General features: G+C 37.5%; 13 protein-coding genes. 3 read left to right on the forward strand and 10 right to left on the reverse strand.

From position 1 onward, the window contains the following. Positions 1-8: 8 nt before the first annotated feature. From V6E76_RS02345 to V6E76_RS02360, 4 genes are all read right to left on the reverse strand, one after another. Positions 9-311, reverse strand: coding sequence for a metal-sensing transcriptional repressor (locus V6E76_RS02345; protein WP_026866044.1), 303 nt, complete (start codon positions 309-311; stop codon positions 9-11). Between the two features lie 111 nt (positions 312-422). Further along, positions 423-1,598, reverse strand: coding sequence for a M20 metallopeptidase family protein (locus tag V6E76_RS02350; RefSeq protein WP_035855639.1), 1,176 nt, complete (start codon positions 1,596-1,598; stop codon positions 423-425). Between the two features lie 57 nt (positions 1,599-1,655). Next, positions 1,656-3,182 (reverse strand): AbgT family transporter, encoded by a 1,527-nt coding sequence (locus V6E76_RS02355; protein ID WP_026866046.1) that lies wholly within the window; start codon positions 3,180-3,182, stop codon positions 1,656-1,658. 140 nt (positions 3,183-3,322) lie between these two features. Next, a complete protein-coding gene (locus V6E76_RS02360; protein WP_026866047.1) occupies positions 3,323-4,426 on the reverse strand; it encodes an NADH-dependent flavin oxidoreductase in 1,104 nt (367 codons plus the stop codon). Between the two features lie 209 nt (positions 4,427-4,635). Here V6E76_RS02360 and V6E76_RS02365 point away from each other — a divergent pair, with 209 nt between their 5' ends. Continuing rightward, on the forward strand, positions 4,636-5,715 hold the full coding sequence (locus V6E76_RS02365) for a branched-chain amino acid aminotransferase (RefSeq protein WP_026866048.1): 1,080 nt from the start codon (positions 4,636-4,638) through the stop codon (positions 5,713-5,715). 20 nt (positions 5,716-5,735) lie between these two features. On the opposite strand, the gene pdxR is transcribed toward V6E76_RS02365, so the two are convergent. Then, the gene (gene pdxR, locus V6E76_RS02370) at positions 5,736-7,088 is read right to left on the reverse strand and encodes a MocR-like pyridoxine biosynthesis transcription factor PdxR (protein WP_026866049.1); all 1,353 of its coding nucleotides are present in this window, start codon (positions 7,086-7,088) and stop codon (positions 5,736-5,738) included. Between the two features lie 94 nt (positions 7,089-7,182). Between pdxR and pdxS the strand changes: the two genes are divergently transcribed. After that, positions 7,183-8,037, forward strand: a complete 855-nt coding sequence (gene pdxS, locus V6E76_RS02375) for a pyridoxal 5'-phosphate synthase lyase subunit PdxS (RefSeq protein ID WP_247348573.1) — start codon at positions 7,183-7,185, stop codon at positions 8,035-8,037. A gap of 52 nt (positions 8,038-8,089) precedes the next feature. Here pdxS and V6E76_RS02380 read toward each other — a convergent pair whose 3' ends face one another. From V6E76_RS02380 to V6E76_RS02400, 5 genes are read right to left on the reverse strand one after another with little or no spacing between them, the layout of a single operon-like run. Continuing rightward, positions 8,090-8,830 carry a 2-keto-4-pentenoate hydratase gene (locus tag V6E76_RS02380; protein ID WP_247348575.1) on the reverse strand — a complete coding sequence of 247 codons (741 nt, stop codon included), beginning with the start codon at positions 8,828-8,830 and terminating at the stop codon, positions 8,090-8,092. 13 nt (positions 8,831-8,843) lie between these two features. Further along, positions 8,844-9,179, reverse strand: coding sequence for a cupin domain-containing protein (locus V6E76_RS02385; protein WP_026866052.1), 336 nt, complete (start codon positions 9,177-9,179; stop codon positions 8,844-8,846). Next, complete coding sequence (locus V6E76_RS02390; RefSeq protein ID WP_247348577.1) at positions 9,180-10,469, reverse strand: TRAP transporter large permease; 1,290 nt, start codon at positions 10,467-10,469, stop codon at positions 9,180-9,182. Continuing rightward, entirely contained in the window at positions 10,469-10,933 is a 465-nt protein-coding gene (locus tag V6E76_RS02395; protein WP_035855649.1) for a TRAP transporter small permease, read from the reverse strand. The genes V6E76_RS02390 and V6E76_RS02395 overlap by 1 nt, the downstream gene beginning before the upstream one ends. Beyond that, complete coding sequence (locus V6E76_RS02400; RefSeq protein ID WP_247348579.1) at positions 10,930-11,931, reverse strand: DctP family TRAP transporter solute-binding subunit; 1,002 nt, start codon at positions 11,929-11,931, stop codon at positions 10,930-10,932. Before V6E76_RS02400 ends, V6E76_RS02395 begins: the two co-directional genes overlap by 4 nt. A 128-nt stretch (positions 11,932-12,059) precedes the next feature. On the opposite strand from V6E76_RS02400, the gene V6E76_RS02405 reads away from it, so the two are divergent. Continuing rightward, a complete protein-coding gene (locus V6E76_RS02405) occupies positions 12,060-13,208 on the forward strand; it encodes an aminotransferase class I/II-fold pyridoxal phosphate-dependent enzyme (protein ID WP_247348581.1) in 1,149 nt (382 codons plus the stop codon). The last annotated feature ends 95 nt before the right edge of the window (positions 13,209-13,303 follow it).

The following is a 13,303-nucleotide window of genomic DNA, read 5'->3' on the forward strand; positions in this document are numbered from 1 at the left end:
CCTCCTTTCTACTTACTAAATTGTTTTAGGACTGCCATCAATTCTTCAATTGAGTCGTCCCCTTCTCCTGTATTGATTGCATCTGTTACACAGTGCTTCATATGACGTTCTGTAATTGTTAATCCTGTGTTTTTCAGTGCACTTTGAATTGCTGAAATTTGAACTAAAATATCTATACAATATCGATCTTCTTCAACCATAGATTGAATGCCTCTAACCTGTCCTTCGATACGTTTGAGTCGATTCATAATCTTTGCCTTTTCATCTTCTGGACGTGGTCTTGACATATGTTTTACCGTTTCTTCTGTCATTTTTCCACTCCTTTCTTAAGTTCAATGTTTTATCTTATATCCATACTATATACCCCTATAGGGTATTAGTCAAGTCATAAAACTAGAGACCTAAATTGGTCTCTAGAATAATTAATTATTTAGTCCTAAGCCAAGCGCAACATTAACATGTGCACGGACGCCATCTATGAAGGCATCTTCGTCAATTCCAAATTTAGGATGATGGTGTGGGTAAACATAATCTTTCTCTTCATTATATGTGCCCAGTAATATATATACCCCTGGGAGGTTAGCAGTGAAGGCGCCGAAGTCTTCCCCACCCATCATTTTCTCACTTTCGATCACTCTATCTTGACCAAAAGTCTCATCTAAAATAGTACGCACGCGCGCTGTCTCACTTTCATCATTTAATACTGCTGAATAACCGTAGTTAAATCTATAGTCATATTCTGCACCATAAACTTCACAATTCGCCTTAGCAATCGCTTCAATTTTCTCTTTAGCTAATTCTCTAATATCTGCATCTAAAGAACGAACACTACCACTGATTTCTGCCGTATGAGGAATGACATTCTTCGCTCCTGTACCTGAATTAAAGTTAGTAATTGATATGACTAGATTATCTAATGGGCCAGCCATACGTGAAACAATATCTTGAATTTGAGTCACTATCCTCGAACCGATTACTAAAGGATCAATGGCACCTTCTGGTTGAGAAGCATGACCACCTTGCCCCTGAATAGTCAGTTCAAATGTATCTGAATTTGCAGTGACCGCACCAGATTTAATATGAATCTCACCGATTGGTTTAGTTGTCATTATGTGTTGAGCAAAGACGACATCCAGGTCATCAAACAATCCTGTTTCTACCATTTCAATGGCTCCACCTGGTGGTAATTCTTCAGCATGTTGGAAAATCAAATATATTTCTCCACTAATTTTATCCTTATTTTTAGATAGGACTTCTGCTGCGCCAAGAAGCATCGATGCATGTGAGTCATGTCCACAAGCATGCATTTTCCCATCGATTTCAGATACGAAGTCTAAATCATCACGGTTCTCTTGAATAGGGAGTGCGTCAATATCTGCACGTAAACCAACTTTACGTCCAGGTTTGTCCCCTTTAATAATACCTAAGACACTCGTTTTTGTTGGTCTTTGAATCTCAATACCGTCCATTTCTTTTAGAGCATTTTCAATATAATCACTTGTCCAATACTCTTCAAAAGATAGCTCTGGATGGCGATGCATATCTCTTCTCCACCCAATAACTTTTGGAGCAACTTCTTTAATCATATTTTCTAACATATTATCTCTCCTTAATATAATGAAGAGGATTTGTATAAATCAAAGCCTCTAAATGTTTTATTCTGGTAAGTAAATTGGCCCGTTTGGTCCGACTGGTATTCCGAGTAAATACCAAATTATTATAAAGATTATCCATACTATTAAAAGTGCAATAGAGTATGGCAAGAGGTTGGCAATTACTGTACCCAACTTGATATCTTTTTGGTAACGTTGTGCATACATGATGATTAATGGTAAGAATGGCATCATTGGTGCAATTGGGTTCGTTGTTGAATCCCCAATTCTATACAGCATTTGAGTAAAGGCTGGATCATAACCAAGATACATGAACATCGGCACAAAGACTGGCGCCAAGATTGCCCATTTTGCACTCGCTGATCCAATGAGTAAGTTAATCAATGCCACAATAAGTATGAATCCTATGAATAGAGGAATACCTGTCATGTTGATTGATGTCAGTAAGTCTGACCCATAAATTGCTATGATTGGTCCAAGATTAGACCACTCAAAGTAAGCTAACATCTGCGCAGCAAAGAACACTAGGACAATATACTGCCCCATAGATGCCATAGAGTCTCCTAACATTTTAGCAAATCCTTTAGTTCCATCTAAGTTCTTCATCATGAAACCGTAAACTAAACCAGGTACAAAAAATAGTATAGTAATTAAGAACACCGCTGAATCCATTAGTGGGGATTCTTGTAAAATAGAACCTGTTTCGGGATTTCTTAGTAATCCGTTAGGTAACACTGTTGCAACGATAATAATTACGATAAATGCTAAGGCAGATAAGTTTGCCCATAGTAATGCTTTCTTTTCTTCTTTTGAAATTGGCTCCTCATCCACAGCTGGTCCATCATATTTACCCAGACGTGGGATAGAGATTCTTTTAACAACTACGTAAATCACTGCAAGTAATATAATTGAAGATGCAGCAATGAAATAATAGTTCATTGCGATATTACCAACATATTCTGAGTCAACCAATTTCGCACCTGATTCTGTAAAGCCGGCAGCAAGTGCATCCGTCATACCTAATAAAAAGTTTGCCGAGAAGGCACCATTGGTCGAAGCATAGGCCATAAAAATACCACCGATAGGATTCAAACCAAGCCTAATGAAAATCATCGCTGCGATTGGTGGAAGAATAACTGGTCCTGCATCACCTGCTACGTTAGAAATAATACCCACTAAGATAACCATTGGAATGATTAAAGCATTTGGTGTAATTTCTAGAGAACGCTTCATTAAAGCTTCAAAATAACCTGTTTTCTCTGCTAAACCGATACCAATCATAACAACTAATACCATAGCAAGCGGTGGGAAAGCACCAAAGTTGTTAATAGCCTCTGTAATAATCATGACAATACCGTCACCTGAAAGTAAGTTAACTGCCTCGATAGTCTCTCCATCTGTTGGATTCTTTGCAGATAGACCAAACATTCCTGCAATCCAAGATGCTAATAAAATTAAACCAGCAATAATCATGAAAAGTACGATTGGATCTGGCAACTTATTACCCAGCTTCTCTATTACATCTAAAAATCGTTGTGCAAAGGACTTCTTTTCTTTTTGTTCTGCCAAGTATTTTCACCCTTTCATACTATGTATATCTTTATATAAGAAAGCCCTTTCCAGGGAACTTATAATAAACGATTTTACTATATATTCTCACAAATACAAACAAACCTTTGTAAATTTTTACAAAGGTTTGTGTTAATTTCTTATTTTTCTTTTAAAAATCCGAGTATATTCCACAGAGGTGTCGGTATTGAGAGTTTTTCATTATCTCCCTCAAGAAGCTTAGAATTTACCGGTTCATCATTCTTCACTTTGTTCACAAAATCTGGATTAATCAAATGAGTCTTACCGACACTCATTAAGTCATAACCTGAATTTAGTGCATTTTGTGCATCTTCCTTAGATTTAATACCCCCTGCCCCCATAATAGGGATGGCCTTAAGTGAGCTATTTCTTGCTCTAAGATATTTATCGATTAAAAGCTCTTCATCATCAGTGTCTATAATCGATGTTCTTTGCCAGTTATTAATACTGAAGTGGAAGTAATCGATTGGATATTCGGCGAGAGTATTCAAAAGATACATAGTGTCGTCAAAGTTAATGCCTGGTTCCTCTAGTTCCTCAGGTGAGAAACGATAGCCAATTATAAAATCAGATTTACCATATTCTTCGGCAGTTTCTTTCACTTTTTCAACTACACGTTCGGCAAATGTCGTACGACTTTCTCTACTACCTCCCCATTCATCTTCTCTTCTATTTGAGTGAGGTGAGAAAAATTGCTGTAAGAGATAAGTGTTTGCACCATGAAGCTCAACACCGTCAAATCCAGCTTCCATTGCTCGACGGCTCGCATCAGCAAATAATTCGATTTGTGCTTCAATCTCATCAATTTCTAAAGTTCTTGGTTCTACTGCATTATCTCTAAGCGCTTTGATATTACTTGCAGAAATTGGCTGACGTCCCATATTGAGTTCTGGACTCCCCATTCTTCCTGCATGATAGAGCTGAATGAGTGCCTTAGATCCTTTTTCCTTTATTGCACTTGCAAGTTTTCTTAAGCCTGGAATCTTATCATCAGAATCCGCACCTAAAGCACCTTCAAATGCACGTCCATAATTATCTATAAAAGTACTTTCTACAATCACAGCTGCAGGGCCATCTGCTCTAGTTGCGTAGTACTTAATCAGTTCATCAGTCACTGAACCATCATGAAATGAACATTGTGTCGTCATTGGTGCCATAACTAAACGGTTTTCGAAGGTTTGTCCATTTTTCAAATTAACTGCCTCGAAAATTTGCTTCGTCATATTAATTCCCCTAACTTTTACTAATAAAAAAAGCTTTATAACTCCATTGTACATTTAATATAAAAATATACCATATTACTTTAGTATGATTAATATAATTTATCTTTAATTCTAAATTATCTGATAATATATTGCCTTTTTAATCTAGCCTTGTTACAATGAGAACAATTTTCAAATTATTTAACTTATATTATTTAGGAGGCCCAATTATGACACAGCAATTACAAATTATTAAATCACAAAATTTAAAAGAAAAGCCTGAGGTCGCTGGGATTCCTTTCGGCTCATATTTTACCGATCACATGTTCATTATGGACTACACTGCAGAGATGGGATGGCATAATGCAAGCATCGTCCCATATGCACCATTTGAAATCTCACCTAGTGCACAAGCCCTTCATTACGGACAAACAGTTTTTGAAGGCTTAAAAGCATATAATGTTGACGGAGAAGTAACTTTGTTCCGTCCAGATGAAAACTTTAAACGATTAAATCGGTCTTTAGAACGCATGTCGATGCCAAAAATAGATGAGGAATTTGCCCTAAGTGCTCTTAGAGAATTACTTAAAATCGAACATGATTGGGTACCAGATGGTGAAAACCAAGCCCTATATATTCGCCCTTTTGTTTTTGCAGATGAATCTTACCTTGGAATCCGTCCAGCGAAATCATATAAAATGCTTATTGTACTTTCCCCGGTAGCAGGTTATTACGGCGCACAGCTAAATCCGACAAGTATCTATGTTGAGGATCATTATGTACGTGCCGTACGTGGTGGCGTTGGTGAAGCGAAGTTTGCAGGTAACTATGCTGCGAGTTTGACCGCTCAGCAAAAAGCCAACGACCTTGGTTATGAACAAGTGCTTTGGTTAGATGGTGTGCATCAAGAATACGTTGAAGAAGTAGGCAGTATGAACATTTTCTTCGTTAGAGATGGTCAACTTGTTACACCTGAATTAAACGGTTCAATCCTCCCTGGAATTACTAGAAATTCTCTAATTACGCTTGCTCGTGACTTAGGATATGAAGTTGTTGAAGAACGCATTCATATCAATGATGTTGAAAAAGGTCTAACCGATGGTTCCATTACAGAGGTATTCGGAGCGGGCACAGCAGCTGTTGTCTCTCCAGTGGGTATAATGAATATTCATGGGAAAGATTACCGTGTGAACAATAACGAAATCGGTGAAGTTACACAACAACTTTATGAGAATTTAACAGGTATTCAAACACGCAAACTAGAAGACAAACATGGATGGGTTTTTGAAGTTACTTCCACAGTGAAATAATATATTGACGAAGGTCAGAGCTAGTTTTTTGCTCTGACCTTCTTTTTTGCTTCTTGAAAAAAATAATCGAGCTTATTGATGATTTCTTTTTCATCTTTTGAGCCAACACCAATAAGTACCGTATCAGTTCCGACCCTATTTTCAGTGTAGTCTGCCATGGAAATGATAAGATGTTCTTTTGCTAATTGTCGCAGATCCACCCCTTTCAATTTTGCTACAAAATGCATACCTGTATGATAGCCGCTTAAATCAACTTCAGGATGTTTATTCTTTAAGGATTCTATTATAACTTCCATCTTTTTTCCGTAGAATTTTCTTACTCTATTAATATGTCGAACAAGATATTGTCCTTCTATAAATTTCGCAACAATATGTTGCATCTGCCTAGATACATTACAAGACAGACCTTTGTCATAGTATTTCTCTGCGAGCTCCGGAGGTAAGACCATGACAGCAATACGTAAGGAAGGGTAAATTGATTTAGAGAATGTATTGATATAAATGGTCTTGTTATTTTGGTCTAAACCTTGAAGGGAAGATAATGGTCGGCCAGTGTATCGAAATTCGCTATCGTAATCGTCTTCAATTACATAATTTTCAGTATCACTCAGTAGATTTAGTAGTTGAATTCTCTTGTTTAAAGACATGACGACACCACTTGGAAATTGATGAGATGGTGTAATGTGAACAATTTTATTATTGTATTTTTTTACCGCCTTCAGATCAATACCATCTGTATTAACTCCTGCAGTATTATATGATATTTTCAACCGAGTTAAGACATTCTTAACCACAGGATATGAGGGGTCTTCTAACGTGACTGCAGGGTAATCTAGCAGGTAAAACACCTGTTCAAGTAAGTATTCTGTCGAAGGCCCTATGAAAACCTGGTCATCAGTACACTGTACCCCCCTGTTCACATATAAGTATTCTCTTATGGCTGATTTCAATTCTGCTTCTCCACTCTTATCCCCACTGTTGAGTAGTGACCGATCTTGAAATACATCATTGCTCAATTGTTTAATAACGTCATTTTGAACAATGGAAGTATCCACCTCCCCTAGAGGAAACTCCATTTTATTAAATACTGGCTTTTTAACTGATATGAGTGGTTTGCTCTGTATTTTTAATGCTTCTGTTGGCACGACGTAATGTCCACTTTTTTCCTTAGAAGAGATTAAGTTTTCTTCAACCAGTAGATTATATGCACGTTCCACTGTTGTAATGCTAATCGACACATCTTGACTCAACTGACGTTTACTCGGCAATTTAGCATTCGCATGTAAGCGACCATCTAAAATTTTAGTTTTAATATCTGTATATAACTGTTCGTATAGCGCTACCTTGCTATTCTTTTTTAAGTCGATAAACATAATCTGACCCCTAATTTTTCTTTTAATTTGATACTTATAGAATATCAGATTATGGATTAAACTGATATTAATTTAAAGAAAAGAGGTTGTTTAGATGAACTTAGCAGAGAAATTAAAAGGTGGCGTCATCATGGATGTCGTCAATGCTGAACAAGCAAAAATTGCTGAAGCCGCTGGTGCTGTTGCAGTCATGGCTTTAGAGCGTGTGCCATCAGATATTAGAGCAGAAGGCGGCGTTGCACGTGCTTGCGACCCAAAAATTGTTGAGGAAGTCATTAATGCTGTATCTATACCTGTAATGGCCAAATGTCGTATCGGACACATTGTTGAAGCGAGGGTATTAGAAGCAATGGGTATCGATTACATAGACGAGTCCGAAGTGCTTACGCCTGCAGATGAAGAGTTTCATCTCAAAAAAGATCAGTATAAGGCACCATTTGTTTGTGGGTGTAAAGATTTAGGAGAAGCAGCGAGACGTATAGGCGAAGGGGCATCTATGTTAAGAACAAAAGGTGAACCAGGTACTGGTAATATTGTTGAAGCCGTTCGTCACCTAAGATTAGTGAATCAACAGGTTAAGCAAATTGTAAGTATGAATGATGATGAGCTGATGACTGCATCAAAAGACTTAGGTGCACCGTATCATGTGTTACAACAAATTAAAGCATCAGGGAAATTACCGATAACAAACTTCGCAGCTGGAGGCGTAGCAACACCACAAGATGCAGCTTTAATGATGGAACTCGGTGCAGATGGTGTCTTTGTCGGTTCAGGTATCTTTAAATCAGAGCACCCTGAAAAATATGCCAAAGCAATTGTTCAAGCTGTAGAAAACTACAATGATTACAAAATGATTGGCGAACTATCAAAAGAACTCGGTTCAGCAATGCCTGGTCTTGATGTGCATATTCTTTCGCTAGAAGAACGCATGTCAGATCGCGGTTGGTAAACGTTAGTGTAAAAAACTCGGAGAAAAATTTCTCCGAGCTTTTTACAATTATTTATTCACTCACTTTAAAGCTTACAGTACCTATGCCATCAAATTCTGCTTTGTATTCTCCAACCTCTAGTTTAATAGGTAAGATGAATGTTCCTGATGAGACAAATTGACCTGCCCTTAAAGTTTTACCTTGCGAATTTAGTTTTTCAATTAGCCACAGCACAGCATTAACTGGGTGATCCATGACTTCTGAGCTATCTCCACTTTTAACAACTTCACTATCTAAATACAGTTGCCCTTGGATTTTATCCAGCTCATTATAAGTCGCTTTCCTTCTTTCTCCGATTACAATCGCACCTGAGACTGCACAATCTGCAACAACTTCGTATTTTGAAATGTTAGGAAACCAATCATCATAACGGCCATCAGGAATCTCTATGGCTGGGGCAACATCACATTTTTCTATAATACTTGTTGCATCATCATCAACAGATAAGTCTTCGTTAACATAAAAAACAAGTTCTAATTCTGCGAGTGGCACATTGTAATCTTTTAAAGATAATTCCCTGATTACCTGTCTAGTAGTAAAGGGTCCATAAACTGGCTCATGACTATCAAACAGGTTTTGCGTTTCTGGACTTGTCATAGAAATTTTATAGCCTATAGCACTATCACCTTGCATCTTTAATAGTTCATCCTGAACTTCATAAGCCGCTTCAACAGAGTCGATTTCTATATCTTGCCCCGGTGTTAACATATTTCCACTTACCCTAGCATCATAAAGCTTCTGTACATCTTGCATAGTATCTCTCCTTTTAAAAAACAATTGCCATCATCTTTAAAGGTTTCTCAGATAAATTAACCAACCCATGAGATTGCCCCTTTGTAATGATGCAGCAGTCCCCAGGACCTACTGGTTTGTATTCACCATCCGCATCTTGAAATTCTCCATTCCCACTTATAATATGATAAATTTCACTATCTTCTTGATGTTGATGGTAGCCAATAGAAGCATGTGGTCCGAGAACAATCTCCAGTACTTTATCTATACCCTCAAAATCATTCTTTTGTATATAAGATTTAGAAAAGATACTCCCTTTTCCACCAAATTTATTTTTTATCTCTTTTGTTTCTTCACCTTTAATAATCATTTACTTTCCTCCAAGTAAGTTAGGTAAAAACGTTGAAATGCTTGGTACGAATATAATTAATAACACCATTACTGCGATAATAAAGAACACGTGCAAGATATAGGGCAGTGTATCTTCTATTCCCATCTTTCGGTCCGTTACTGAGGCACCAGCAATTAATGATAGACCAACTGGTGGCGTCACGTTCGCGAGGGCAAAATTTATGATCATCACCATTCCGAAGTGGATTGGATCCAAGCCAAATTCTACAGCAATCGGCATAAAGATTGGTGTTAATAGTACAATTAAAGAGGTGACTTCTGTTAACATACCTAGGAATAATAGTATGACTGATACAACTACTAAAAATATAAGTGGTGACTCTGCAAAGCCTAAGAAAAATCCAGATACTGCTTCAGGGATATGATTAATAGTCAGTACATATGTAAAGACATTCGCCATTGAAATAATCATTAAAATCACTGCTGAAGTAACTGCTGAATCTGCTAATATTGTTTTAAGTTTGTTAAATGATAATTCTTTATATATTAAGGTTAGTATAAAGCCGTACACAACTGCAACAACTGCTGCTTCTGTTGCTGTGGCATAACCTGAGAAGATACTACCTAATATAAAAATTGGTGTTAATAAAGGAAAGAATGCTTGGCGCGTTACCTTCCAAAATTCTTTACTAGTGATCTTATCTTCAGTTCTGTTTCCAAAACCTGCTCTTTTACTCATATACCATACATATGTTGATAGTGCGACTGTTAATATGAGTCCGGGTAGAATTCCTGCTATGAATAAATCACCAATAGAAATATTCGCCGTTATACCGAGTATAACCATGGTGATACTCGGTGGAATGATCAATCCTAAAACGCCTGCTGGTCCAATAATTGACGCTATAAATGAATTAGAGTACTTTTCCTCTTTTAGTCTTGGGACTAAGACGGAACCGACAGCGTAAGTCGTCGCGACGGTGGATCCTGATACTGAGCTGAATAAGGCAGTCGTTAAAACAGTCGTAATACCAGTACCACCTGTTAATTTTCTTGTAAATACATTGGCAAAGGCCATCAAACGACGTGTTAAGCCCCCCTTACCCATGATATTACCAGCAAGAACAAATAACGGTAGTGCTAAGTAAGAAAAGTTATTTACACCTGCAAATGATCGCTGGATTATAATTTCCAAGGGGACATCTGCAATAATTAGCATCGTTAAACCGACAATACCGATTACAAAGCCAATTGGCATACCTAGAAACAGTAAGACAAAGAATAATATCAACATTGAAATAGCTAACATCAAACCGCCTCACTTTCATCTTGAGGTAGCCAGAAATTCTGTATAATGAAATACGTTGAGAGCAAACTACTCACCGGAATTGCTAAGTAGAAAATTGTCATCGGTAATTGCAAGGTTGATGAGGTAAAGTCTAAGGACTGGTAAGAAAAAATAAAACCGTAAACTGTCAGAATTAAAAAGAACAATCCTAGAATAATATTCACAATTAAATATAGATAGGGTCTGATCTTATCATTTGATTTTTTAACAAAGAAATTTACAGCCAGGTGCCCACGTTCATAGACTGCAATACTCGAACCTAAAAATGTCATCCATACAATGAAAAGACGTGATAACTCTTCTGTTCCTGGGAGAGAATAATTAAAGAATCTGGAAACCACTTGAGTTAAAACAATCAGCGCTAAAATCCCAATCACGACTGCACAGGTGACATACAAAACTTTTACAATAAATTTAGCAATCATTGGTCTGCCTCCCATCCAGAATTTTCTCTATAAATGTCCATCATTTCTTGACCAAACACTTCATCTTCCCACTTTTGATAGACGGGCAACATCGCTTCTCTGAACGCTTCTTTGTTCACATCATTATTTACTTCCATACCATTTTCTGCAAGAAAATCGATATGTTCTTGTTCCGTATCATCGTTAGTTACTTGAATGTCTTTTGATACTTTATCAATCTCTTCAATGATAATTTTTTGATCGTTGGAACTAATTTCATTCCAAGATTCATCATCAAAGACAATCATCAATGTGTTATAAAAGTGACCGGTTAAAGAGAGATAATCTTGTACTTCATTAAATCTTGGGGCAACGATATTAGCGAGAGGATTTTCTTGGGCATCTAAAGCGCCTTGTTGAAGCGCCCCATATACTTCACTGAAGGCCATGACTGTCGGAAGTGCACCAACAGTTTCAAATGTATCTACACGAAGTGCTGTTTCAGCGACACGAATATTCATCCCCTTTAAATCCTCCGGTTCAACAATCGGGCCCTCATTGTTCGTCATATGACGAAATCCCCATTCCATGTATCCTGCTGTATGCATATCATATGTTTCGACAATATCTGCTAAATAGTCACCGAACTCGCCTTCGTAGGCAAGTCTCGCTTCTTTTTCACTCGGCCACATATAAGGTAAATCTTCAATGGCTAACCGCATATCCATGGTCTGCATCGAACCCACCATGATCGCTAACCCATTCATTGCACCAACATCAAGCTGTTGGAGCATTTCTGTCTCACTACCAAGCTGTGAGTTCGGATAGATTTCAAACTTAACTCGACCTTCAGTTTGCCTTTCTACCGATTCCCCCATTTCCTCAATCTTCTTAGCTTGTTCGGTATCTTCAGGTAAGGCATGGCCAAACTGCAAAGTTACCGTTTCTTCATCATTACTACATGCACTTAGAAATACAACCAATCCACTTAACACTATTAAAAATATGTATTGCTTCACAAGCAATCCCCCTTATTTATTAATAACTATACATTATTATGAAATTATATACAATTATCAATTCGATTTGCTTTCCGCCTTAAAGGACTCCTATAATAAATGAAAGATATATTTCAGGAGTGATACATATGCCAACAATTAATCCACGCGCCACAGCACTATCAACACCAGGCATCAGAGTTTTTTCTAACCAAGTCCAACAAATGGATGACGGTATTAATCTTACAATCGGACAACCAGACTTCCCAACACCAGATAGTGTGAAAGCTGCTGCAATACAAGCCATTAACGACAACCATACTGGTTATTCATTAAATGCCGGGATGGTTGAGTTACGACAAGCCGTTGCTGAGTTTTTTGAAAATAAATATCAAGCAACCTATTCAGTTGATGAAGTCGTGATTACAAGTGGTGCAAGCGAAGCGCTAGACTCAACACTCCGTACATTACTCGTTGAAGGTGATGAAGTGATTATCACAGCACCAGCCTATCCTGCTTATGAATCATTAATAGAATTAAACGGCGGAGTTGTTCAATACTTAGATGTTTCTGATAGTGACTTCATACCCTCAATAGATAAACTAGAAGCATTAATGACAGATCATACAAAAGCTATTCTTTTAAACTATCCATCCAATCCTACAGGCGCTTCCCTAGATGAAAAAGATATACAAGCCATTGTGAACTTTATTGAGCAAAAAGATGTTTTTTTAATTAGTGATGAAATATATAGTGAGAATGTTTATGAAGGGAAGCATATTTCATTTGGAAGCTTTAATAGTATAAGAGACAAGACGATTATTATTCATGGCGTTTCAAAATCTCACTCGATGACTGGATGGAGAATCGGTTACACCCTATCACCAAAGTATTTAAGTGATGAAATTTTAAAAGTACATTTAAGTAACTCCATCTGCGCTACTGTACCGAGTCAATATGCTGCTATAGAAGCACTGACAGGTGCCATTGATTACCCTAAAGTAATGAACGAAGCTTACCTCAAGCGTCGTGACTATATATGCGAACGACTTAAAGCGATGGGTTGTGACGTCAAAACACCCGGTGGTGCTTTTTATATTTTCCCGAGCATCACACACACTGGAATAGACGACTGGGAATTTGCAGTTAAGCTCTTAGAAAAAGAACATATGGCTGTCGTGCCAGGTTCGGCTTTTTCAGAATACGGTAAAGGACATATTCGCATCTCATTTGCTAGCTCTATGGAAGTTTTAGAAGAAGGTATGGATCGATTAGAGCGATTTATGAATGGATTATAATGTTGTTCATTGACCGGTATTTTGATTTTAAAAGTCAATAAGTTCGCTCATTTACCGGCACAGACCCTACTTTATACAAAAACCCGAGTCTTACA

It is taken from the genome of Jeotgalicoccus huakuii (genome assembly GCF_036665975.1).
GTDB classification, from domain to species: domain Bacteria; phylum Bacillota; class Bacilli; order Staphylococcales; family Salinicoccaceae; genus Jeotgalicoccus; species Jeotgalicoccus marinus.

Bases quoted from the DNA above. Each gene is read 5' to 3' on its own strand.
- V6E76_RS02345 (WP_026866044.1), bottom strand. From the start codon at position 311: ATGACAGAAGAAACGGTAAAACATATGTCAAGACCACGTCCAGAAGAT.
- V6E76_RS02350 (WP_035855639.1), bottom strand. From the start codon at position 1,598: ATGTTAGAAAATATGATTAAAGAAGTTGCTCCAAAAGTTATTGGGTGG.
- V6E76_RS02360 (WP_026866047.1), bottom strand. From the start codon at position 4,426: ATGACGAAGCAAATTTTCGAGGCAGTTAATTTGAAAAATGGACAAACC.
- V6E76_RS02365 (WP_026866048.1), top strand. From the start codon at position 4,636: ATGACACAGCAATTACAAATTATTAAATCACAAAATTTAAAAGAAAAG.
- pdxR (WP_026866049.1), bottom strand. From the start codon at position 7,088: ATGTTTATCGACTTAAAAAAGAATAGCAAGGTAGCGCTATACGAACAG.
- pdxS (WP_247348573.1), top strand. From the start codon at position 7,183: ATGAACTTAGCAGAGAAATTAAAAGGTGGCGTCATCATGGATGTCGTC.
- V6E76_RS02380 (WP_247348575.1), bottom strand. From the start codon at position 8,830: ATGCAAGATGTACAGAAGCTTTATGATGCTAGGGTAAGTGGAAATATG.
- V6E76_RS02385 (WP_026866052.1), bottom strand. From the start codon at position 9,179: ATGATTATTAAAGGTGAAGAAACAAAAGAGATAAAAAATAAATTTGGT.
- V6E76_RS02390 (WP_247348577.1), bottom strand. From the start codon at position 10,469: ATGTTAGCTATTTCAATGTTGATATTATTCTTTGTCTTACTGTTTCTA.
- V6E76_RS02395 (WP_035855649.1), bottom strand. From the start codon at position 10,933: ATGATTGCTAAATTTATTGTAAAAGTTTTGTATGTCACCTGTGCAGTC.
- V6E76_RS02405 (WP_247348581.1), top strand. From the start codon at position 12,060: ATGCCAACAATTAATCCACGCGCCACAGCACTATCAACACCAGGCATC.